This is a genomic window from Candidatus Limimorpha avicola (assembly GCF_056978975.1).
The window spans coordinates 105828-129130 of sequence record NZ_DBMCYK010000006.1 but is presented as its reverse complement, the minus strand read 5'-3'; the positions used below and the strand labels follow the sequence as shown (position 1 = coordinate 129130).

At 37.7% G+C, this 23303-nt stretch carries 21 protein-coding genes; 5 read left to right on the top strand and 16 right to left on the bottom strand.

Going from position 1 to position 23303, the window contains the following annotated elements; genetic code table 11:
- Positions 1–353: 353 nt before the first annotated feature.
- The 6 genes from atpG to atpB all read right to left on the bottom strand — a co-directional run bounded on the left by atpG (position 354) and on the right by atpB (position 5445).
- The gene (atpG, locus tag ACZOVS_RS04630; protein ID WP_483996056.1) at positions 354–1247 is read right to left on the bottom strand and encodes an ATP synthase F1 subunit gamma; all 894 of its coding nucleotides are present in this window, start codon (positions 1245–1247) and stop codon (positions 354–356) included.
- 5 nt (positions 1248–1252) lie between these two features.
- On the bottom strand, positions 1253–2842 hold the full coding sequence (gene atpA, locus ACZOVS_RS04625) for a F0F1 ATP synthase subunit alpha (protein WP_483996055.1): 1590 nt from the start codon (positions 2840–2842) through the stop codon (positions 1253–1255).
- A gap of 23 nt (positions 2843–2865) precedes the next feature.
- A complete protein-coding gene (atpH, locus tag ACZOVS_RS04620) occupies positions 2866–3423 on the bottom strand; it encodes an ATP synthase F1 subunit delta (protein ID WP_483996054.1) in 558 nt (185 codons plus the stop codon).
- A gap of 5 nt (positions 3424–3428) precedes the next feature.
- On the bottom strand, positions 3429–3923 hold the full coding sequence (gene atpF / locus ACZOVS_RS04615; RefSeq protein ID WP_483996053.1) for a F0F1 ATP synthase subunit B: 495 nt from the start codon (positions 3921–3923) through the stop codon (positions 3429–3431).
- A 75-nt stretch (positions 3924–3998) separates the two neighbouring features.
- Positions 3999–4199: an ATP synthase F0 subunit C gene (gene atpE / locus ACZOVS_RS04610; protein WP_483996065.1), complete on the bottom strand. Its 201-nt coding sequence runs from the start codon at positions 4197–4199 to the stop codon at positions 3999–4001.
- Positions 4200–4296: 97 nt separating this feature from the next.
- Positions 4297–5445 carry a F0F1 ATP synthase subunit A gene (gene atpB, locus ACZOVS_RS04605; RefSeq protein ID WP_483996052.1) on the bottom strand — a complete coding sequence of 383 codons (1149 nt, stop codon included), beginning with the start codon at positions 5443–5445 and terminating at the stop codon, positions 4297–4299.
- Positions 5446–5567: 122 nt separating this feature from the next.
- On the opposite strand from atpB, the gene ACZOVS_RS04600 reads away from it, so the two are divergent.
- Both ACZOVS_RS04600 and ACZOVS_RS04595 read left to right on the top strand, forming a co-directional pair.
- Positions 5568–6182, top strand: a complete 615-nt coding sequence (locus ACZOVS_RS04600) for a ribonuclease H1 domain-containing protein (protein ID WP_483996051.1) — start codon at positions 5568–5570, stop codon at positions 6180–6182.
- A gap of 26 nt (positions 6183–6208) precedes the next feature.
- On the top strand, positions 6209–6964 hold the full coding sequence (locus tag ACZOVS_RS04595) for a hypothetical protein (RefSeq protein WP_483996050.1): 756 nt from the start codon (positions 6209–6211) through the stop codon (positions 6962–6964).
- A 6-nt stretch (positions 6965–6970) separates the two neighbouring features.
- Here the strand turns inward: ACZOVS_RS04595 and ACZOVS_RS04590 are convergent, their stop codons facing one another.
- The 4 genes from ACZOVS_RS04590 to ACZOVS_RS04575 form a co-directional block, all read right to left on the bottom strand.
- Positions 6971–7699: a tRNA threonylcarbamoyladenosine dehydratase gene (locus ACZOVS_RS04590; RefSeq protein WP_483996049.1), complete on the bottom strand. Its 729-nt coding sequence runs from the start codon at positions 7697–7699 to the stop codon at positions 6971–6973.
- Between the two features lies 1 nt (position 7700).
- On the bottom strand, positions 7701–8369 hold the full coding sequence (locus ACZOVS_RS04585; RefSeq protein ID WP_483996048.1) for a TatD family hydrolase: 669 nt from the start codon (positions 8367–8369) through the stop codon (positions 7701–7703).
- Between the two features lie 2 nt (positions 8370–8371).
- Positions 8372–9076, bottom strand: a complete 705-nt coding sequence (locus ACZOVS_RS04580) for a metallophosphoesterase (protein ID WP_483996047.1) — start codon at positions 9074–9076, stop codon at positions 8372–8374.
- Between the two features lie 443 nt (positions 9077–9519).
- Entirely contained in the window at positions 9520–10089 is a 570-nt protein-coding gene (locus ACZOVS_RS04575; protein ID WP_483996046.1) for an HdeD family acid-resistance protein, read from the bottom strand.
- Between the two features lie 153 nt (positions 10090–10242).
- Here ACZOVS_RS04575 and ACZOVS_RS04570 point away from each other — a divergent pair, with 153 nt between their 5' ends.
- Positions 10243–11061 carry an AraC family transcriptional regulator gene (locus ACZOVS_RS04570; RefSeq protein WP_483996045.1) on the top strand — a complete coding sequence of 273 codons (819 nt, stop codon included), beginning with the start codon at positions 10243–10245 and terminating at the stop codon, positions 11059–11061.
- A 15-nt stretch (positions 11062–11076) separates the two neighbouring features.
- On the opposite strand, the gene ftsH is transcribed toward ACZOVS_RS04570, so the two are convergent.
- Both ftsH and gpmA read right to left on the bottom strand, forming a co-directional pair.
- Positions 11077–12936 (bottom strand): ATP-dependent zinc metalloprotease FtsH, encoded by a 1860-nt coding sequence (gene ftsH / locus ACZOVS_RS04565; protein WP_483996044.1) that lies wholly within the window; start codon positions 12934–12936, stop codon positions 11077–11079.
- Between the two features lie 374 nt (positions 12937–13310).
- Positions 13311–14057: a 2,3-diphosphoglycerate-dependent phosphoglycerate mutase gene (gpmA, locus tag ACZOVS_RS04560; RefSeq protein ID WP_483996043.1), complete on the bottom strand. Its 747-nt coding sequence runs from the start codon at positions 14055–14057 to the stop codon at positions 13311–13313.
- A 111-nt stretch (positions 14058–14168) separates the two neighbouring features.
- On the opposite strand from gpmA, the gene ACZOVS_RS04555 reads away from it, so the two are divergent.
- On the top strand, positions 14169–14780 hold the full coding sequence (locus ACZOVS_RS04555) for a polysaccharide deacetylase family protein (RefSeq protein WP_483996042.1): 612 nt from the start codon (positions 14169–14171) through the stop codon (positions 14778–14780).
- Between the two features lies 1 nt (position 14781).
- Here ACZOVS_RS04555 and ACZOVS_RS04550 read toward each other — a convergent pair whose 3' ends face one another.
- Positions 14782–15477, bottom strand: a complete 696-nt coding sequence (locus tag ACZOVS_RS04550) for an SGNH/GDSL hydrolase family protein (protein ID WP_483996041.1) — start codon at positions 15475–15477, stop codon at positions 14782–14784.
- A gap of 339 nt (positions 15478–15816) precedes the next feature.
- Here ACZOVS_RS04550 and ACZOVS_RS04545 point away from each other — a divergent pair, with 339 nt between their 5' ends.
- A complete protein-coding gene (locus ACZOVS_RS04545) occupies positions 15817–17580 on the top strand; it encodes an Ig-like domain-containing domain (RefSeq protein ID WP_483996040.1) in 1764 nt (587 codons plus the stop codon).
- Positions 17581–19074: 1494 nt separating this feature from the next.
- On the opposite strand, the gene ACZOVS_RS04540 is transcribed toward ACZOVS_RS04545, so the two are convergent.
- The 3 genes from ACZOVS_RS04540 to ACZOVS_RS04530 form a co-directional block, all read right to left on the bottom strand.
- Complete coding sequence (locus ACZOVS_RS04540; protein ID WP_483996039.1) at positions 19075–19260, bottom strand: hypothetical protein; 186 nt, start codon at positions 19258–19260, stop codon at positions 19075–19077.
- 107 nt (positions 19261–19367) lie between these two features.
- Positions 19368–20072, bottom strand: a complete 705-nt coding sequence (locus ACZOVS_RS04535; RefSeq protein ID WP_483996038.1) for a M48 family metallopeptidase — start codon at positions 20070–20072, stop codon at positions 19368–19370.
- On the bottom strand, positions 20060–23299 hold the full coding sequence (locus ACZOVS_RS04530; RefSeq protein WP_483996037.1) for a type I restriction endonuclease subunit R: 3240 nt from the start codon (positions 23297–23299) through the stop codon (positions 20060–20062). The genes ACZOVS_RS04535 and ACZOVS_RS04530 overlap by 13 nt, the downstream gene beginning before the upstream one ends.
- Positions 23300–23303 lie beyond the last annotated feature (4 nt).

Below are 23303 nucleotides of genomic sequence, written 5' to 3'. Positions count from 1 at the left end.
CAAATGTAACCTATTTTTATTATACTGCAATAGTATTTTTAATAAAATTTGAACATGTAATAATAAATTAACTCAACAAACAATAATCGCAATAGAAATGTAATAATATCTTAACAATTCGATAAATATAACATACAAACTCTATCACCATACCTAACTAAATAAAATACAATGTAAAATATTTTATCATCAACAAAGGATTTTACTATTACAAATCATATAATAACAAACATACAATTACAATATTACATCGAAAAGCAAAAACATGGGAAAGATGCATTTAACACATAAAAAATAAAAGGTGTGCCTAATTTATATTTCAGCACACCTCCATTTCTTACAATACAGCGACATCAACCATTCAAGGCATTTGCACCGCTTACTATCTCCACAATCTCATTGGTAATAGAAGACTGTCGTGTTTTGTTATAAGTGATATTCAATTCTTTCAACAACTCCATGGCATTATCGGTTGCCTTTGTCATAGAAACCATACGGGCACCCTGTTCCGAAGTAAAACTGTCGAGTATTATCTTATACACCTGAAGTTTCAACGACTTGGGTATCAATTCATTGAGTATATCTTCCCTATTAGGTTGAAAGATATAGTCCACCTCTTCAGTTTTCATCTCCTTTTCATCGTCATTTTCATTCTCCACTGCAATGGGAAGAAACTGTTCATGGACGAGTATCTGAGTACCGGCATTTTTGAATTGGTTATAAACAAATATTATACGGTCGTACTTACGTTCTTTGAAGTCGTTCATAAGACGTTCGGCAAAAGGCACCACATTATCATAAGTAAGATTATCCAAAAGGTTACTCTCATTACCTATGACATGATATTTACGAGCTTTCATCATCTCATCCGCCTTATTGCCAATACAAAGCACATCCACGTTACCCTCTTCGAGTTGCTGTTTAAAGTCTTCTTTTATCAATTTTTCTGTTTCTTTTATTACAATGGCATTAAAGACGCCGCACAAACCCTTGTTGGATGTCACCGGAATAACGAGTATTTTACCGGACTGTCTCATTTCGGCAAAGACACTTTTCGCCGAAGTATCCATATCCGACGACACATCATGCATCAACTTATTCAGATTATCGGCATAAGGACGCAATGCTGTGATGGCATTCTGGAACTTACGCAGTTTGGAAGCCGACACCATTTTCATGGCGCTGGTAATCTGCATGGTGGAATTTACCGATTCTATCCTTGTCCTTACTTCTTTAAGATTCGCCATAGTTGTCAGACTTTACCATTGATACTTTTAACTGTCTCGCCAGCCACTTTTCTCAGTACCTGTATAATATCATCGTCCAAATTACCGGCACCAAGTCGGTCTAATACGTCTTTATAATTGTCTCTCAATGATTTCAGATATATATTCTGAAATTCAGCCACCATCTCGGGTTGTATATCCTTCATCAGGTTATTGACGCCGCAATATATCATTGCCACCTCTTCTTCCACTCTCAAAGGAGAAGACTGAGGTTGTATAAGCATCTGAACATTACGTTTACCTTTCTCGAGCACTGCCTGAGTAGCTGGGTCGAGGTCGGAGCCGAACTTGGCGAAAGACTCGAGTTCACGATATTGTGCCTGGTCTAATTTCAGAGTTCCGGCCACTTTTTTCATGGATTTTATCTGGGCTTTGCCACCGACACGAGACACCGAGATACCCACATTGATAGCGGGACGAATACCTGAATTGAAAAGATTCGTCTCCAAGAATATCTGACCGTCGGTAATAGAAATCACATTAGTAGGGATATAGGCAGAAACGTCGCCGGACTGTGTCTCGATAACAGGCAAAGCCGTAAGAGAACCGCCGCCTTTCACTTTACCTTTGAGACAATCCGGCAAGTCATTCATATTTTTAGCTATCTCGTCAGATTCTATTATCTTGGCAGCACGTTCCAAGAGACGTGAATGAAGATAGAACACGTCGCCCGGATAAGCCTCACGTCCCGGTGGACGACGAAGCAGTAACGACACCTCGCGGTATGCCACCGCCTGTTTTGACAAGTCATCATAGACCACTAAAGCAGCACGCCCGGTATCTCTGAAATATTCTCCAATGGCAGCACCGGCAAAAGGAGCGTAATACTGCATTGCCGCCGCATCAGAGGCAGTGGCGACAACAACGACGGTATAAGGCAGAGCTCCATGGTCTTCGAGATTCTTCACTATATTGGCAACGGTAGAACCTTTCTGTCCTACAGCTACATAGATACAATAAACAGGTTCTCCTCTGTCGTAAAACTCTTTCTGGTTAATGATGGTATCGACAGCGATGGTCGTTTTACCGGTCTGACGGTCACCTATTATCAATTCACGTTGTCCTCTACCGACAGGTATCATGGCATCAATAGCCTTGATACCGGTTTGCAACGGTTCATTGACAGGCTGACGGAAAATAACGCCCGGAGCCTTGCGGTCTAACGGCATATCATAGGTCTCGCCCTTGATACTGCCTTTACCATCAATAGGTTCTCCAAGGGTGTTCACCACACGTCCGAGAAGCCCTTCGCCTACTTTAATAGAAGCAATGCGACGTGTACATACCACAGTGTCACCTTCACAGATATCTCCTGCATCGTTAAGCAACACAACACCGGCATTGTCTTCCTCTAAATTCAACACTATACCTTTTACACCATTTTTCTCGAACTCCACCAACTCGCCCGACTCGGCATCTCTCATGCCATAAACACGTGCCACACCGTCACCAACCTGCAACACCGTACCCTTGACATTCAATGAACCTTTCTTGTCGAAATTTGTCAACTCGTCAAGCAAAATCGCTGATACTTCAGCGGGTTTAATAGTTCCCATATTTATTTCGTTTAATTTCTTTTTTAATATCCTTTAACAAACAAATTTTTATTAAAGTTCTTTTTCAAACGTTCGATGACGCCTTTAACACTCGCATCATACTGATAATCGCCATATTCAACGATAAAACCACCTATTATATTCTTGTCAATGCGGCTCTCTATCTTGATGTCACCTTTCACTTTGTCTTCCACAAACCTCAGCATACGGTGTTTTGTATCATCATCAATTTCTACGGCAGTGATAACAGTCACAACCGATATACCCTTATAATCCAATAACAATGTCTCATATTCTCCAAAGACATATTCTATGCACGAAGACCTGCCTTTTTTCACCATCATAGTCAACAGTTGCATGCTGACATCAAGAATATAGGGTTTGAAAATCTTAACCAAAATATCGGTTTTATAATCTACTGACACAAAAGATTTTTCCAGAATCAATCTCAGTTCATCATTCTCTTTCAAAGTATCGGAAACAAGTTTCAAGTCGTCATAACATCTGTCGATGACATTATTTTCCAAGGCATATTCAAAAAAAGCCTTGGCATATCTCCGTATCAATAGGACATTTTTCATCATCATTATTTTTTCTCTTCTTTTTCAAGAAGACGGTTAATATAAGCGACTTGAGCCTCGTCATTGTCAAGATGCTGTTCAAGAATCTTCTCTGCCACCTTAATAGAAATATTGGCTATTTGGTTTTTAATGTCCGTCATGGCTGCCATACGTTCATTTTCAATGCTTACCTTAGCATTTTCAATGATACGTTCAGCTTCCTCATTAGCCTTGGTCTTAGCTTTTTTCAACATCTCATCGTACTCTTGTCGAGCCTCTGCAAACATCTTATCTCTCTCTTCCTGTGCCTGTTTCAACAGTTTAGCATTACTCTGTTGTATGTTAAGCATATCCTCATGTATTTTTTCCGCTTCCTCCAAGGCAGTAGCTATCTTCTCTTCTCTGTTTTTCAACATTTTGTTGATTACAGGAAAAGCGAATTTAAGGAGTATAAAGAATACTATCGCAAAGGCGAGTACCATCCAAAACATTAATCCGAAATCCGGTGTTATGAGTTCCATACTGTATTTTTTATCAGTTGTTAAAAACGATATTCAGTGTTACAGCCAACCGCTGCAACACTGAATCTTAAAAAATTAAAGAGCTACGAGCAAACAAACCACTAAAGCGAAGAATGACACGCCTTCCACCAAAGCGGCGGCGATAATCATATTCATCTGAATGTTGCCGGCAGCTTCAGGCTGACGTGCCATGGACTCCAAAGCACTGCGACCTATATTGCCTATACCAAATGCAGCGCCTATGGTTACCAATGCGGCAGCGATAGATGCTCCCATTTTTGCTATAGGCTCGAGGTCTGTCGCAGCCTTAACCACTTCTTGTAACAAAACAAACAATGTTGACATAATTTAAAAATTTAAACGGTTTTTTATTTCATTCCTTATGTTCTTCCTTACACGACATGCCGAAATACAATGCCGACAGCAGAGTAAAGACATACGCCTGTATAAATGCCACCAACAGTTCGAGACAATCGACGAAGATAGCAAGGAGCAATGACACAACAGACATTGCATAACCTGCATACATGCTCATCTCGCCCAACACAAATATTATGGTGATGAATCCCAACACCACGATATGACCTGCCGTGATATTGGCAAAGAGACGTACTGCCAACACAAAAGGTTTGGTAAAACAACCCACCAACTCAATGACAGGCATCAACGGAACAGGCAGTTTCAAATACCACGGCACTCCCGGTGTATTGACTATATCTTTATAATATTCTCTGTTACCAAAAATATTGGTTATAATAAAAGTAAACAAAGCCAACACTATAGTCACCGTAATATTGCCTGTAAGATTGGCACCAAACGGGAAAATAGGTATAAGTCCCAACAGATTGTTTATAAAGATGAAGAAAAACACCGTCACCAAATAAGGCAAGTATTTCTCGTAATGATGTTCGTCTATTGTCTTCTTTGCTATATCGTCTCTAACAAAACATATCAACATCTCGAAAAGAGACTGCAAGCCTTTGGGTGCCTTCTCGCCTCTTTTCTTGTACGCCTTGGCGACTATCAGAAACAGCACCACCATCAATGTACATGATACAAACAACCCCAATACATTTTTAGTGATGGAAATATCGAAAGGACGTCTCACCTCACCATTTTCATCTATGATAACAATCTTATCTTTATATTTCCCTTCTTCCGGAATACTAAATACAATATCCTCTCCCGTCTTCTTGTCTTTTAACACATATCTTTCATCATGCGACAAACGTCTCGACGAGAAAACATACATATTGCCCTTATCTAACAATATTACAGGTAAATACACCGTAAAATGTTTTCCTTTCCAAGTAAAAACATGCCACTCATAGTCATTGAGCAAATGTTCTATAATGATACTGCCGGCATCCAATTTCTCCACCACTTCTTCTTCCTCCTGCACTATGCTTTCTTTATCTGACGCCATGGCATCAATCCTGAAAGTAAACAAAAAAAGTATTAATAATGAAATACTTATAAATATTTTATAACTGTCATTATCCGTTATTCCGTCTATTCTCATTATTTTTTACACACCTATTTATATTTAGCGCAATTTTACAAAAAATTTCGTTTATATGTTTCAAAAAAAATAATTTTTTTGATTTCTGTTAATAATCAATATAACTTCATTATTTTTGTAGCATGACAAAAAACAAGTTTTACACAGTATGGATAGGACATAAACCCGGTATTTACGACAATTGGAACGAGTGTAAAGCTGTCATAATGAATTACAAAGGCGCTTGTTACAAAGGTTTTCCAGACCGAGAGAGCGCGGAAAAAGCTTTTAATGAAGGTTATGAAGAGTATATTAACAGCCATAACAAGATAATTTACGACAGCACGGAAAGTCCCATAATGCGCAGCATAGCCGTAGATGCCGCATGTTCCGGCAATCCGGGTAAGATGGAATACCGCGGCGTTTATGTAGAAGATAACAGAGTGTTGTTTAAAAGCCGTGTTTATGAAGGTGGAACCAACAATATAGGGGAGTTCCTCGCTATAGTACATTGCCTTGCATGGCAACAAAAGAACAACCTTCATTATCCTATATATTCAGATTCCATAAATGGACAGCGTTGGGTCAGTTCGGGATTGTGTAAGACAAAGCTTTTGGAGACAGAACATAACAAGGAATTGTTTGAAGTGATACGGCGTGCCGAAAATTGGCTCAAAAACAACGACTTCAGAGTACCTGTTTATAAATGGAAAACCGAGCTGTGGGGAGAAATACCTGCAGACTTCGGCAGAAAATAATACTTTCATCAACAAAATGCATACTGATGATTAAGTTTGAACCTATTTATTTACGTTGCCCACAGTGCAACTCATGGCTTGAAGGACATAAACTGAGATCCGAGATGGTAAATTCATCCATCTTGTATTCTGATGGTAAGACACTCAATGACGATTATATCATAACACCGCAAAAAATCATAATATGTCCTGCATGCAGTCATTGGTTTTGGATAGAACATTATGAAGAACCGGCGATAACGACGACAAAACCAACAGAATGGTGCTACGGTTGGAACACATGGCGTTTTTTCGGAGTTCATTTTGCCTCCAACGAAGGCAAGACAGCTCTAATAGAACACTACAAAAGTTTTCTCACCTCTATTCATAACATAGAACGTGAAATTTATCTGCGTCGTATGCTATGGTGGGCTTATAACGATTTGGTTCGTAACTTCTATCAAGCATCATGGAATTATCTTTTCTCCGGAGAGATGAGTTTCAACGTATGGCGTAAAAATAGAAATAAGATTTTTAAAGGAATGTGGCTATTTCGTCATTACCATGAAGAATACATTGACAATTGCATAGCATTGTTACGCCTTGTTGAAAACCGCTATTCGCCAAGCGACGATGAATATGAAAGGTCCATATTAGAAATCATGGAACTTTACCGCGAGACAGGACAATATGGCAAGGCACAAGAGATTCTCGACAAAGTGCCGCGACGCACCCATTATATCGCCAATATTGAAAAAAAGGTAAAACAGAAAAAAGATTTCGTCTTTCTCGTAGTCGGCTGATGAAATTCATTTATCAGCAACTTCAGCTAATAGGCTGTTTATTACGTATGAGGCACAAAAACACCCGAATACGGCAGGCATATATGAGATTGTGCCTACAGTAGCCACCTTATTATCCACTTTCTCATCTTCTACAATGAAAGCATCGTCCGACACTTTTTCCGGAGAGAATACCACCGTGATACCTTCTCTTATACCTAAACGATGCAGCCTTTTACGTATGTAAAAAGCAAGTCTGCAATTGTAAGATTTCGATATATCGACTATTTCTATTTTTTCAGGAAAAAATTTGCCGCCAGCACCCATGCAACTAACTATATTACGAGCATTCTTAACAGCATAATACAAAAGAAACACCTTGGGAGCAAGGGTATCTATGGCATCGACGACAAAATCGAAAGGCTGTTGCATAAGATCTATGATAGATTGATCTTTAAGATATTGCGTCATGACATGCAGATTGATGTCCGGATTGATATCTTTGATACGTTCTGCCATCACTTCAGTCTTATAACGTCCTATAGTGCTGTCCAAAGCCAAGAGTTGCCTGTTTTTATTGGTGATGTTGACAATGTCGCTGTCCACTATGGTCATATTACCTATTCCTGCACGTACAAGTTGTTCGGCTGTATATGCTCCCACTCCTCCAAGTCCTACGACAAGAACATGAGCATTTGCGAGACGTTCAACGCCTTCCTTTCCTATCAATATTTCAGTACGCGATTTCCAATCCATATTATCTGCAAAAACATTTTACAAAATTGTCATAAATATTATCTCTCAAAAACTCTACATCCATATCAAGCAATAATGATGCCCTTTCATAAACATCCTTTATCGGCACTGTTGACACATCAGTCTCAAAAAACAGTTTATCCATTGGTATCATTTTCAATAACATCGAAGCTTTATTGTCGTCATGCAACGACATGATTCCCAAGGAAATACCAACATCATGCTGAAGCAGTTGTTCCGCCATCCTCAACGACCCTCTGAATCCATGTATTATCCACGGCATAACGGCACCAGATATTTTTCGCATCTCAATAATATCGTAACAAGAACGTACTGCATGTATTATCAATGGCTTGGCATGACATTCCGACAATTCTATCTCTTTGACAAACACTTCTTTTTGTTCAACAACAGTATCTATATGACATCTGTCCAATCCGGCCTCCCCAACAGCCAACACACAATCTTTATCTAAATATTCATCGATAATACCAAACAAAGATGCCTTATCGGTATCGGATTTTATGCTCCACGGATGTATTCCAACACTGCACAAAATATCTTCATCGAAATGAAATGCAATATCTGCAACATCTAAACTTACTACCTCAACGATATCGTGATCATGAGAACTACATCCATGTGTATGAATATCAACAAAACACGCCACGTTTACAAATCTAAATTATGTTGCACCAACAATTCTTTAGTATCCAGGTTAAATGCGGTAAGATTGCCGAATCCGGCATTCGAGTTGCCATAATACACACCATTGTCAAGAGCTATGAACCCATAATTGGGATTATCGAGGAACAGGTTTATCATACTCAACTCCATCGGAATATGACCGTGAATGACTTTTTTGCCTCCGATTTTGTCTCTATTAACTTTAAAATCCCTTATCCACATCATGCTGTAAAGGTCTTCAAAAGGATTGATGATTTTAAAATTAAGACCTGCATGTACCAACACATATTCTTCTAATTCAATATAATACTTGCCTTGTTTCATCCAATCAATATACTTTTGATTTATTTTACGAGGCCTGTTGACTTCAAAACTCTTCAATGTATTTGCAGCACCATGTTTTCTCCAGTCTCTTTCAACCCTGCTGCGCCCGAGCAAACGGTTCCGGTCTGCTTCCCATGCATCAATACAATATTTTTCATGATTGCCAATTAAATAATTGACATTATATGATTCTTCAGTAATATGAATAATGTAATCTATTACTTCTTTCGAATTCTCTCCTCTGTCTATATAGTCCCCAAGAAGATACAGTGTATCTTCTTTAGTAAGACCAATCTCCCTTTCCACCAATGACTTAAAAGTCTTAAAACAGCCATGGATATCCGGAATAACCCAGCGATTTCCCATATTTCAAACAGTCAATTTATTTGCAAATATACATGTTTTAACACTAAAAACAACATCAACCCTAAAATGACACAAAAAATATTAAAAATGAAAATAAGCTACAAAGCAAATTTCTTTACTGTAAATTTTTATTAAATTGTATAAAACCTAATTTGCAGACATAACATAATATCGTGAACAATTACCATTACTGTCAAAAACGTCTTTATTTTTCTATCTTCTCCAAAAACAGAAACAACCTAAAAACAGTATCTCCACAATCCATATTTTACAACACTCGTTTTGATAAGCAAATCATTTAAAAATAAAACTAAAAAACAACAATATTGTTCAAATGAAACTAAAAAATGATGATTGTCTTGTAAGATGAGAAACATAGGTACGTATAAAAAAACGGTGCGTCAGATTTTATTCCGGCACACCGTCAATAAAAATATAGTTTATTATTGTAATACCTTACTGAGTTTTCTGAACTGGAAAGCCAATACTATTCTGAATATTCCGTATAACATGAAAGAAATACCTACATAAACAAGTATGAATATCCCGCCATAAATAGGACTAATCAAGAAAATGAAAGAACATAACAAACTCAAAATATTAAAGAATAACAACCAGCCCCAACCCTTAAGAGGGAAGCCGGCAAGTTCGCATGACTCACAAATACCTATGATCGAATGAAACATCATCCAAAAACCGAATACATATACCAATGTAGTGGTTACAAGAGATGTAGGAAGCATAAACAACCAAATCCCAAATAACACCTCTATTATTCCACGTGCCAAATCCCAACCCCAATAATGATTCCATTGTCTCTTCATTATTGCAGAGACAATATTAAAAATTCCACCTAAAATCAAAACTACCATGAAAAGGGTCGTTAAAGCAACAATTGAACTTACGGGAGTAACAAAACAGCATATACCCGCAACCATACTCATTATTCCTACAATGAGTGATAACCACCAATACTTAAATGTCTTTTTTTCTAAATTAGTTTCTGTTAACATAGCTTATATTTTTAAATTTGGCAATATAAACAAAATTCAACAATTTTTTAATTAAAATATAGTATCAAAAAATGTGCAATATTTCGTATTTTTGCAATTAAAATGCAAATATGTAACATGACTGAGCAAAATAAAATAAAAAATCCAAAAGATTTGAAAGGAGATCGTAATGTATTCAAAGAAATATCAGAGTTTCTTGGAAAGGATTTTCTGAAACACTCCTACATTTTTGACGGTTTCGTTTTCAATGTATGTATGAAAGGAAAGTTGAAAATAAAAATCAACTACAAAGAGTATCTGATTACATCCGGAGATATGTTTGTCATAATACCCAAACATGTGTTTACAATTTTAGAACATTCTTCCGACCTCGATGTAAAAACAGTTTTTATTTCGCTTGATTTCATTCAAAACATTCCAACTTCTCCTAATTTTTATTTATTAAAGAACATAGAAACATGCCCAGATGTCAAAATGACTGAAGAACAACAGGAAGACTTCATCAAAATATTTACATTAATTGAGAAATACGATAACAAGAGCATATTAAACAAACAAATACAGGATGCACTTACTCTTTCCTTGATATTGATTGCGACTTCTTTATTCGATAATATACAAATGAACAAGAAAGTTCCATATTCCCGTCAGGAAGACCTCACACGATGTTTTTTTGAAATATTGCTAAGGCATTATGAAACTGAGAGAAACGTATTTTTTTATGCTGACAAGCTTTGCATTACCCCTAAATATCTAACTACAGCAGTCAAGTCCGTCACCAATCATTCAGTTCAAAGTTGGATCAACGAAGTCGTTTTGATAGAAGCCAAGCGATATTTAAACACTTCAATATTAACAATACAACAAATATCCGAAAAACTACATTTCCCTACATCGTCTTCATTTATCAGATTTTTCAGGACACATGTAGGATGCACTCCTTTATGTTACAGAAAAAACAATGAAACATAAGTCACATCAGTTCATTTAGTTTTTCTCTGATTCTCTTATTATATTCATAAACTCATCACCGGTGATCGTTTCTTTTTCTATCAAGAATGATGCAGCTTTATGCATAATGTCGATATTTTCGGAGATAATACGTTTGGCCTTCTCATGTGCATCTTTTATCACACTCAGGACTTCATTATCAATATTTGCTGCTGTGTCTGCCGAACATGTCAAAGAGCTGTCATCACCTAAATAAGGATTATTCACAGTTTCGAGTCCCATCATATCATATTTTTCACTCATTCCATAACGTGTAACCATAGCACGTGCCAATTTTGTAGCCTGTTCTATATCGTTGGAAGCGCCTGTCGTGACTGTACCAAAAACAACTTCTTCAGCAGAACGACCACCGGTAAATGTCACTATACGGTTAAACAATTCTTCTTTATTCAACAAAAAATGTTCCCCGTTTTCCACCTGCATGGTATAACCCAGTGCGCCTGAAGTACGAGGAATAATAGTGATTTTATGTACAGGAGCAGAATGGGACTGCATGGCTGCAACCAAAGCATGTCCTATCTCATGATATGCCACTATTTTCTTTTCATCAGCAGACAATATTGCATTCTTCTTCTGCGCACCGGCAAGGACAGTCTCAACACTTTCCTCCAAATCGGATGTTGTAACCGACTTACGCCCCATACGAACAGCACGCAAAGCAGCTTCATTCACAATATTGGCAAGTTCGGCACCTGAAGAACCCGCAGTTGACATAGCGACAATATCCAAATTCACATTCTCATGTTTTACTTTCTTCAAATGCACGTCAAGAATAGCCTTTCGCCCTTCCAAGTCCGGCAATTCCATTTGAACACGTCTGTCAAAACGACCCGGACGCAACAATGCCTTATCCAAACTCTCCGGACGATTAGTAGCCGCCAATATCACCACACCTTTTCGTCCGTCGAAACCATCCATCTCTGTAAGCAACTGGTTTAAAGTCTGTTCACGTTCATCATTACCCATTCCCAAATCACGTTTTTTCCCAATGGCATCTATCTCATCGATAAAGATTATGCAAGGAGCCTTTTCATTAGCTTGCATGAAAAGGTCTCGCACCTTGGCGGCACCCATACCCACAAACATCTGAACAAACTCAGAACCGGATATTGCAAAAAAAGGCACTTTAGCCTCACCTGCCACAGCTCTGGCAATCAACGTCTTTCCGGTACCGGGAGGTCCGACAAGCAATGCTCCTTTGGGCAACGAAGCACCAATCTCGGCATATTTTGTCGGATTGTGTAAAAAATCGACTATCTCTGTAAGAGCATCCTTGGCTTCATCTTGTCCGGCGACATCTGCAAACGTGGTCTTTATATCCGATTCCGCATAAATCTTGGCACCACTGCCTCCAAAAGACATAAAATTATTCCCTGCACCTATCCTGTTCTGTATGTTTTTACTCGCCTGTCTCCAAATAATATAAAATATCAATCCCGGCAAAATCCACATCAAAATGAAATTCATAATGGGAGAATTTTCCTTAGGCACAACCTGGTTGAATGATATTTTATGATTTTCATTAGGACTTTCAGCATTCAGCAATCTATCCACCAACTGAGGGTCATTAGTTTCCCCCGTATAATAAACAATTGTATTGCCATCATCTTCCACAGTAAAATATATGCGATTGCTTTCTATATTGACATCCTTAACTTTTCCTTCATTTACCATTTCTATGAAAGAACCATAATCGGTGGCTATTATCTGTCGTTTTGCTATATTTGGAAAAATCAATCCATTAAGCAACAATACTATTAATATAACCCATAAAAATCCCACATACGGATTACCTTTAGATGCATTTTGACTCTGTTTTTTCTCTTTTAACTCCATATCCAAACTGATTTATCGCAGCAAATGTCGTCATTTATTCTCTTGACACAATAGATATACAAGCTTAAAAAATGTGCAAAATTTCTTGTTATAAATTATTCTTTCTCATTCACAGTGTATTTCAAATCCGGAAAATATCACCAAAAAAGGAATCAAAAATATTACCATTATTAGGATAATATTTTAAGATAATTTAATAAAAATATAGTTAAAATATTACAATAAACATAATTTTAAAAACACAACATTAACATAATAATGATATTATTATCAATCATTTTATTATACAACTCGTTTCATAACAATGGCGGTGCATCAGAAAATCCAATCACCGCCATCGATTGCCGATAATGGCATTAAACAAATAAACAGATTTACTTTGCCTTACCTTGATTTGCGACACTCTGCATCTTGCGAGCTATCTCTTCCTGGTCGCCGAGGAAATAACAATTTACAAGTTTCATATTCTCGTCAAACTCGAAGATATAGGGCACTGCAGTAGGAATGTTGAACTCTATAATCTCGCTGTTGGACATCTGGCGCAATTCCTTTACAATACCCCTCAAGCTGTTGCCATGAGCCACCACCAACACCTGGTCATACTTTTCGAAAGATTTCATAATCACGTCATTATAATAAGGCAACAGACGGTTTATAGTATCTTTCAGCGACTCTGTCAAAGGTATTTGTTCATCTGTCAGTTCAGCATAACGCGGGTCCTTGCGAGGGCTTTTATCATCATCCATACTCAGCGCCGGAGGCCGGACATCAAAAGAACGTCTCCACAATTTCACTTGTTCATCACCATATTTTGCAGCGGTATCAGCCTTGTTGAGACCCTGTATGGCACCGTAACTCTTCTCGTTGAGACGCCAGCTCTTCTCCACAGGAAGCCAATCCATATCCATGGCATCCAACACATTGTTCAACGTCTTCACCGCTCTTTTAAGATAAGAGGTATAACACATCTGCGGAAAGAATCCCTCTTCTTTCAACAACTTGCCGGCATTATATGCCTCCACTATGCCGTTTTCACTTAAATCCACATCTGTCCAACCCGTAAAAAGATTGAGTTTGTTCCATACACTTTCACCATGGCGTATTAATATCAGCTTTTTCATTTCCAAAGGTTTTTTTAATTAAACATGAAGATTTTATTTTTGTTGCAAAGTTAATATTTTTTATTCAACAACTCGAATTTTGAATTACTTTTGCAGCAATACATTGTTGAAATGAGAATATTCCGTACGCCGTGGGCAATAAGACTGTTTTATCCTTCTTTCATCTGGTATATGCCGAGTGGAGAGAAGAAGATATATCTAACCTTTGATGACGGTCCCACACCGGACATCACCTCGAAGGTGTTGGAAATACTGAGAAAATATAATGCCAAAGCCACTTTCTTCTGTTTAGGAAACAATATCAAGAAATATCCGCAGCTTTTCGAAGCCATAAAAGCCGACGGACACAGCATTGGGATACATACATTCCACCATGAAAACGGATGGAAGACTAAGACTGCAGATTATGTCGCCTCTGTTGACGCCGCCAATGCCATGGCAGAGACCGTCTTATTCCGTCCTCCGCATGGCAGAATGCGCCCTCGCCAGATAAGACTGTTGCGAAAAAAATATAAAATCGTAGCATGGTCTTTGATATCGTACGACTGGGACAAGACATTGACACCGGAAGAATGTTTTAAAAATATAATCAAAAAAACTCACGACGGCAGTATTATAGTATTCCACGACAGCATTAAAGCCTGTGACAACATGCTCTACACCTTGCCCAAAGTATTGCAGCATTTCCATGACAAAGGCTTCACTTTCAACAGTCTGTCATAAATTAAAGATTTCGGCTATACTCACAAATGGCTGAAGCTATCAACGCATGTCCTTTTTCATTGGGATGTATCCCGTCAGAACATAAATAATCCTGATAATTCTTCTCTCTTAAAAAAGGCGTGGTGATATCTATTATTGGAATATTGAAACGCGAGGCGATTTTAAACAACTCTACATTATACATCTCATGCCAATGATAGATATTTGACACCTTGCCGTGAAGCCATTGCAAAATATTGTTTCTGTTGAGAGTAACAGAGAAAAAGTTGAAATATCGTTCTGCATCTATCAATGGCAATGACAATATCACCGGCTTGACTTTAAGATGTATAACTCTGTTTATCAGTTCAGTATAATGACTGATAAAATCCATCATACCGGTTTTGGGATAATGTTGTTCATCAGGTTTTTCCGATATCTCTTTCCAATTATAGTCACAGTCGTTGCCTCCGAATTCGAGAAAAGCATAATCGGCATCCTGAATATCTTTCAGATGACGATCCAAATATTTCAGACCATTTAAGGTAGTACTGCCAAAACAGGCATAATTATATATTTTCATTCCGAAAATTCTTTCACAACGTTTCAAGAATCCCTCATCACTTGTAACATAACGAGGATTTTGCGTGTCTGCCGCAGCAACGACACCTTTCATTATTGAATCTCCAAAAGCAACTATCTTTTTATTTATCATCATGAGACATTTTATTTCATAAACAATCGGTGCTGCAAAAATACTCTTGCCGTATGCTGATGTGTAGAAAAAGGGACATTTCAACAACGTAATGGGGTAAAAAACATCATTCAGGGACGAAAGTGCCTTTTTCAGGGGTGAAATTATACTATTAAGGGGTGAAGATGCCTGTTTCAGGGGTGAAATATCACAATCACGAGATGATTTTTTATCAAAAAATTCTTTTTTTGTCATTATGATATTATCTTTTTTTATAAAAACATTAATCAAAACACTTATCAAACAGACAACTATTTTTTGCCATAATGCCTTTAGCTATGATTTTTAATGTAACTTTGCAGCATGAGAAAGACCGTAAGACATATTGTATTGTTAATGTTATCGTTTTTGCTGCTCCGTTGTGCCAATGTAGTATCGCCTACCGGCGGACCCAAAGACGACACTCCTCCTGTAGTACTTTCAACTTCACCCAACAACAACTCCGTTAACTTTACCGGTAAGACAATACATATTACCTTTGATGAATATGTCACTCTCGACAATCCTACTAAAAACGTACTTATCTCGCCCCCAATGGAAAAAAGTCCAGTCTTCAAACTCAACGGCAAGACCCTGATGGTACGTTTTGAGGAAGAACTTAAACCGGAAACAACATATTCAATCAATTTCGGCAATGCCATAAAAGATCTGCACGAAGGCAACATCTTGAAAAACTATACATACATTTTTTCTACAGGCAATTATACAGATTCGCTCTCGCTGATAGGCACTGTTTACAATGCCTATAAACTCGAAGCAGAAAAAGAAATGTATGTCATGTTATATGATACGGGAAAAGAAAATGCCAACATAGACTCGCTTCCATATCTTTCCCTACCCGACTATATCACAATGACTGATGACAAAGGCAAATTCGTCTTCAGGGCATTATCCGACAAAAACTATCTGCTTTTTGCTTTGAAAGACGGTAACTCCAATATGCTTTACGACTTGCCTAACGAAAATATCGCATTCTACCCGGAATATGTAAGACCTGTTTATATCCCGGACAAATTGTTCAATATCCCAAAAGACACTGTTACTTCTTCAGAAACAGAAGAAAACCTGCAAGACAGCATCATTGACATTTATGTTGACACCACTCTGAATTACACTGTCAACGAATGTACACTTTACAGTTATTTACAGGAAGACTCCATTCAGAAACTGTTCAAAAAAGAACTTGTTGAAGACGGACTTCTGCGTTTTGTATTTCGCTATCCGGCACAAGATGTGAAGATAGAAGTTCAGGAAACCCTTCCGGACACCTTCGATATTTATCCTTTATATTCACAACGACAAGATACGGTGTTGTGGTATTTCACTCCTAATAAAGACAGTCTGCTCGTAAGCATCAATTATGACACATTGATACACGACACCATTCATTTCAGCCTAAAGCCCAAGACTGTCAAACGTCGAAGACAGGAGACTGAAGTAAAAAAACTGTCAATAAGCAACAACACTTCACAAGGCAAACTGATACCCGAACATGACCTTATACTGTCTTTCCCGGAACCTGTTACAAAATATGACATGCACGATACCACATGGTTCATCACTTCAAAAGATACGGTATTCAACAATATCGAGTTTGAGAAAATCGACAATGACGGTATGAAATTCAAGATGCTCAACACCATAGAACCTGAAGAAAAATATACCATCATAATACCGGATTCTGTATTTTACAGTTTCAGAGGATATACCAATGATGTCACCAAATTGTCGTTCAGCATTGCAGATTACAACGAGTTCGGCAATATATATATCACTGTGATGATACCGGATGACATTCCACAAGCCATTGTATATCTGACAGATGAGAATGATAAGATTAAAGATACGAGAATTGTCCGAGAGAATGGAGAAATAGCATTTGAATTTCTCAAACCCGGAAAATACAAACTAAAAGCAATACTCGATAAAGACGGCAATGGTATATGGTCGCCCGGCAACTATCTTCGTAAAATACAACCGGAAAAAGTAATAATATATAATAATGTCTTTGAAATAAAAGCCAACTGGGATATAGACCTCGATGAACCTTGGATTTTAGATAAATAATATCTAATTGACATTATTACATAATAACATTGTATTCCGATAACTAATCGCCTTGACAATTTATAAAATGTATTATTATCATCATTCTACCGTCATTCCGTTGTTATTATCTTCTCGCTGCATTTTTTCCTTTGTCAACTGTTATGTTCAAAATATAATTCCCTGATGGGATATTCTGTATCTCCAACTGCATCGTTTCTGCTCCTGTCAAAAGGAATATAATTGAAAATGATTTTTAAAACTATTGGCTTTTAATAAGTAATGTGATAATTACAGTTGTTTGCCATTGAAAGAGTGGGATATGCATGCCACATTTGACATATCCCCATGTTATTAAATTACCTTTCATTTAAAATTGGAGGATTATTAATCATTACCGGCAAACCATAATAAACAGTAAGATAATGATATCCAATCTGCGATTCTTTTATTTTACCACCAGCTTTAAATTCTAATTCCCCTTTAACAATATAACTTATATTTAAAGGACTTTCATTTTCTTTACCCAATCCCAAATATGAATCAAGGTAAAAATATGATACAGACTTTTCTATATAACAAAAATATTATATATTTGATAATCAGACATATATAATTTACAATGTACAGACTTTTTTAAGAAAATCTACATTTTTTGACAAATACGTATTATATTTTTATACTAATATTTTTAGAATAATTATCACAATACTAAAATAATAATTACAATTTGTAATGTACAGACTTTTTTATATTGCTAAAAATTTATATATTTAATAATCAATTAAATATAACTTTTTATGTACAGACTTTTTTTATAATATATATATATATTTTTTAAAAAAATAACAACTGTTAAAATGTATGGATTTTATACAATATATACAGTGTAATACATATAGTAACATACAGACTTTTTTATGAGTGATAAACTTTATATTATTGATAATAAGATAAATATGAAATTATATATACAGACTTTTTATAGTAATATGTCATTTAAAATTGATAATCAATTTGTGATTTTCTGTCAGATTTCAATAGGATTTAATATGTTTTTACACGTAGAGACGCCATAATATGACGTCTATACTATAGTTGATAATACAATATTGATGTCTAAAGTAATTATCTTTTATATAAGCTTCTTAGTACGATTTCACCGGACAGCAATGTTTTCATTTTTCTAACTCAAAAATACAGTTAATATAATCATCTCATAATATAAATTATTTGTCAAAAGACTTCAGCAGAACATACCAATACATTAGTCCTATTTATAGTAAGGGGCTTACATATAAGTTCTACTTTTCCATCATTCTTAATCCGCTCAATATATTCACTATATTTCCCGTCACTATCAATAGGAAATAATACAAATGCAATATATTTTTTACAATTACCACCTGCATTTCTTAATTTGTTAATGTCTTCGATAATAGATGAAATATTTTTCGTGATGGGTCTCGTACAAGATTTGCATTGCTCGGCATTATAATTTGTGTTGGGAGTCTTTTATTCTATTAGATTTCCATTAGCATAAATATCTGCGTATCGATTTTTATTGTTTGGATATGGATATTCCACCTCCACATCGCAATAAGAATCGAACAGTCTGCATGCTATTTCAAATTTCAACCATCCTTCAAATTTAGCACGCTGTTTTATTGCAATGAATACAAGCTTTTCATTTTCTTTCAATATGTCTATTATAATTTCATTTAGTTATTGTTTCATAATTCTTTTTTATTAGAGTTTAAAGTTAATTGTCTATCTTAAATATTTACAGTCTCAACTTTCAAAGCGTTTTAAATTATCATCCTTTCCAATTTCATTTTCCATTTCTTCCAATCCGGCATTTCCTGAGACAATAACTCATAAAAGGCTTTGGTATGGTTACGATGAACAAGATGACAAAGTTCATGCAGGATAACATACTCAATGCAAATACGCGAGGCACCGATTAACTTTGGATTCAACAGAATTTGTCCGGAAGCGGTACAGCTTCCCCAACGGGTTTCCATTTCTTTCAGTTTGATGCCGGAGGGTTTGACCTGATGACGGCTGAAACGTGCCACCAAAGGACCGGCATATTCATTGAATTTGATTTCAGCACGTTTTCTATACCAGGCTATAAGTAAATGACGTGCATCTTCACGGTGTCTGCACTCTACCTCGAGTATATTTCCTTTGTAATGCACCTCGTTGCGTTCGCTGTCAACAATGCGTAGCATATATTGTCGGCCTAAATACAAGTGGGATTCTCCACTAACATATTTTCGTTCAGGTGTGTGAATGCCGAATGAGGAAAAATATCGTTGCTGTTTGCAAATCCACGGAGCACGACGATGTACGTGTTTTCTGATTTGTTCCAATGGAGTTTCCACAGGAGCTTTTATATCCACACTGCCATCAGGATGCACACAGATACCCAAAGTTTTCCTGTCTCTGTATTCTACGGTATATTCCATTACAACAGAACCATATTCGATACTATCTTTTATTTGATCCATAACTTTGCCACGTCAACACATCCGTCAATAATCGTATCCATATCATCAAATGAGAAATTAAGTCCATACTTTTTTTTCACTTCATCTATCAGATAATCTTCCAGTTCTATTTTCATACGGCCGATAATATCCGATTTCTGTTGCCAGTCAACCAATACATTACCGTCAACAATTAATGTACGGTTTATGATTCCATCAAAAGTCATAGCAGTTTCTAATGCCAACTTTTTCGAATCAACCTGTGTATCATCAAATATACGCTGATATGTTTCCAAGGCCAAACCATAATAAGCCTTTGCCGTATTGTTTTGCTGTAATACTCCCGGCAATTCATTATCAGTATGAGTCAATATGTCATCCTTGTATTTCAATACTCGTTTCAAATATTCCGATTCATCGATTCTACCCTGTTCATAAGCGGCAATAGTTTCTTTCAGCAATTGGGAGAATTTTTTATAAAATACCGGGTCTGTATCCATATTCTCAGTAATGAACTTACTGGTACGGGAGGCGATTGTATCGGCCTTAGCCGCTGTCCCCACAATTTTTTTCACCTCCTGTTCAAAGGCTTCCGTATCAAAGATGTTTACCAACTCTGTAATTGGCTTTACTGCTCCACTCTCCACATGACGGTTAATCAGTTTCTGTATCTGACTTTCATATTGCCTGTAATCTATAGTATCCGAATAACGCAACTGAACTGCCGATCTCAGCTTAACGAACATATTCAAGTCATCCTTATAACGCTTGATTTCATCTTCCCGGGTTTGTGCATGGAAATTACGCGTAGAAAGGGCTATCTTCAAGCAAGATGCATAATCTGTCAGCCTCTCATAAAATTCATGTCGTCTGTCTTCATCCCGCAACGACCGGGCGTATGCCTCCAAATCCCTTTTGTTCGGGATGGATTTGAACAAATCCCATAAGTCGGAATATTTCTGTGGCAGTTTTGCTATTTCCGTATCTACGGATTCCAAAGTCTCACGGAAAGCCTCCTGTTCCTCTTCATCATAATTGGAATAAAGTTCCAAGGCATCGTCAAGTTCTTTCAACACCCCATAATAGTCTATGATATAACCGAATTTTTTGTCTGCAAAATCACAGACACGGTTTACACGCGCCACAGCCTGCAACAGAGTATGCCCGTTCAATTTGCGGTCCAGATACATAACCACAACCTTCTGCTCATCAAATCCGGTCAACAGTTTGTCCACCACTATCATTATTTCCGGCTGTTCCTGATTTTTGAAGCGAGAAATCAGATTTTTCTGATATTTTTTAGGCGACCCATGTTCATCCATCATTTTTTTCCAATATACCTTTACTTCTTCTGAAGTCTCGCCGTATGACGATTCTTCACCTTCGCGCATATCCGGAGCTGTAATGAGCACTTCAGAAGATACCATACCGATTTCGTCCAAATATTTCTTATACAACACTGCAATAGACTTGCGTGGAGTGACCAGCATAGCCTTGAACCGGGTTCCCTGCCAATTTTCGCGGAAATGTTCGGAGATATTCCAGGCTATGGAATATACCCGTTGCTCTGTCTGATTCACAAAATCGGTACGCGAATACTTTCGTTTCAAGTCCGCCGTTTGATATTCATTCAACCCTTCGCAAACCTTGGTGAAGAAATTGTCTATGGGGCCCTCGTTTACATGCTGAGGCACAATACGTCCTTCATAAAGCAAGGGAATCACAGCCTTATCATCCACAGCCTGCCGCACAGTATATACCGGACGGATGATACCGCCAAACGTATTGGCAGTATTCTTTTCTTTTTTCATCAAAGGCGTACCGGTAAAAGCTATCTTGCAGGCATTGGGCAACACTTTGTCCATTTTGATTGCCATTTCCTTGTATTGACTGCGGTGTGCCTCATCAATCAGTATAAAGATATTCGGGTCAGTAAGCGGTTGCTTCATTTGTTTGACCGCCGTTTCAAACTTGTTGATGACGGTTGTGATAATGGCATCCGTCTTGCTTTCCAGCAATTTCATCAGATTGTGGCCGGTAGTGGCATTCATCACTTCCCGTCCGCATTTCTTGAATGTAGTGGTAATCTGGTCGTCCAGGTCTGTACGATCTGTTACCATCACTATTCTCGAATTCTTTATTTCTTTTTTGGCTTGGGCGATAGACTGTGCCAGCAGAACCATCGTAAGCGACTTGCCGCTTCCCTGTGTATGCCATACCACACCTCCACGACGTTTGCCATTTTCTAAGGCTTTCACTCTTTCCGTTATCTCCTTTACCGTAAAATATTGCTGGTAGCGGGCTAATTTCTTGATACCACCGTCATAGATGGTAAAATTATGAATCAAGTCGAGCAATCGCTCCGGACGACACAAGCCAAACAGATACCGATCCTGTTCTGTGGGCAGCATCTTTTCCTGTTCCATAGCATCGAAATACGTCCGTACATAGCGGAAACGGTCACCAAACAGATGAGCTTTCTGTTTATCATCTAATGGAGTGTTGACAAGACTGTCCAACTGCTGTGCATAATCCTCCTCCTCTTGTTCAGTAAGGAACAACTCCTTCCACTTGCTCCAGAATTTGACAGGTGTTCCTGTGGTTGCATACGACCCGAAACTGTTTCCTATACTGAGCAGCAGGGCGCTGTACAGATATAGGGTACGTATGCCGTCATCTTTCTGGTTGCGCAAATGTTGGGAAATTGCCTGGTCGAGCGCGCCTTTGATATCCGGACGCTTGCACTCTATCACCACTAACGGAATGCCATTGACAAACAGCACGATATCCGGACGATAGATTTCTGCCAAACCGGTGCGGGTTACCGCAAATTCTTCCGTTACATGAAACACATTGCGTTCAGGCTGCTCCCAGTCGATAAAACGCATGGTATAACTCTTTTTGTCGCCGTCGATGCTCTGCTCAAAAGCCTTACCAAGTGTCAGCATGTTGTAAACAGTTTCATTGCCGCTTATGTAGCCGCCTTCCATAGGGATATTGCGCATGGCGAGCACGCCGTTTTCAATGTTCTGCTCTGAAAACAGCTCTTCCTTGTTGCTGTTCACCCTAATGGAGTTGATGCGCCTCAACTGATTGCGCAACACATCTTCCAGCAGGACATTCGACGTCTTGCCGCCACGCATCGCCAACGCCTCCTCCGGCGTCAGATAGATATAGCCCAACTTCTGCAACATCTGCAAAGCGGGTATCTGACTGATATGATCTTCTTTAAATGATATTCCTTGCATAAAC

Excerpts from the sequence above, each read along its gene's own strand:
- ACZOVS_RS04590 (WP_483996049.1), bottom strand. The coding sequence starts at position 7,699 with ATGGATTGGAAATCGCGTACTGAAATATTGATAGGAAAGGAAGGCGTT.
- atpA (WP_483996055.1), bottom strand. The coding sequence starts at position 2,842 with ATGGGAACTATTAAACCCGCTGAAGTATCAGCGATTTTGCTTGACGAG.
- atpH (WP_483996054.1), bottom strand. The coding sequence starts at position 3,423 with ATGAAAAATGTCCTATTGATACGGAGATATGCCAAGGCTTTTTTTGAA.
- ftsH (WP_483996044.1), bottom strand. The coding sequence starts at position 12,936 with ATGGAGTTAAAAGAGAAAAAACAGAGTCAAAATGCATCTAAAGGTAAT.
- ACZOVS_RS04600 (WP_483996051.1), top strand. The coding sequence starts at position 5,568 with ATGACAAAAAACAAGTTTTACACAGTATGGATAGGACATAAACCCGGT.
- atpE (WP_483996065.1), bottom strand. The coding sequence starts at position 4,199 with ATGGGAGCATCTATCGCTGCCGCATTGGTAACCATAGGCGCTGCATTT.
- atpG (WP_483996056.1), bottom strand. The coding sequence starts at position 1,247 with ATGGCGAATCTTAAAGAAGTAAGGACAAGGATAGAATCGGTAAATTCC.
- ACZOVS_RS04550 (WP_483996041.1), bottom strand. The coding sequence starts at position 15,477 with ATGATGATAAATAAAAAGATAGTTGCTTTTGGAGATTCAATAATGAAA.
- ACZOVS_RS04555 (WP_483996042.1), top strand. The coding sequence starts at position 14,169 with ATGAGAATATTCCGTACGCCGTGGGCAATAAGACTGTTTTATCCTTCT.
- atpF (WP_483996053.1), bottom strand. The coding sequence starts at position 3,923 with ATGGAACTCATAACACCGGATTTCGGATTAATGTTTTGGATGGTACTC.
- ACZOVS_RS04530 (WP_483996037.1), bottom strand. The coding sequence starts at position 23,299 with ATGCAAGGAATATCATTTAAAGAAGATCATATCAGTCAGATACCCGCT.
- ACZOVS_RS04580 (WP_483996047.1), bottom strand. The coding sequence starts at position 9,076 with ATGGGAAATCGCTGGGTTATTCCGGATATCCATGGCTGTTTTAAGACT.
- atpB (WP_483996052.1), bottom strand. The coding sequence starts at position 5,445 with ATGAGAATAGACGGAATAACGGATAATGACAGTTATAAAATATTTATA.
- ACZOVS_RS04575 (WP_483996046.1), bottom strand. The coding sequence starts at position 10,089 with ATGTTAACAGAAACTAATTTAGAAAAAAAGACATTTAAGTATTGGTGG.
- ACZOVS_RS04545 (WP_483996040.1), top strand. The coding sequence starts at position 15,817 with ATGAGAAAGACCGTAAGACATATTGTATTGTTAATGTTATCGTTTTTG.
- ACZOVS_RS04535 (WP_483996038.1), bottom strand. The coding sequence starts at position 20,072 with ATGGATCAAATAAAAGATAGTATCGAATATGGTTCTGTTGTAATGGAA.
- gpmA (WP_483996043.1), bottom strand. The coding sequence starts at position 14,057 with ATGAAAAAGCTGATATTAATACGCCATGGTGAAAGTGTATGGAACAAA.
- ACZOVS_RS04595 (WP_483996050.1), top strand. The coding sequence starts at position 6,209 with ATGATTAAGTTTGAACCTATTTATTTACGTTGCCCACAGTGCAACTCA.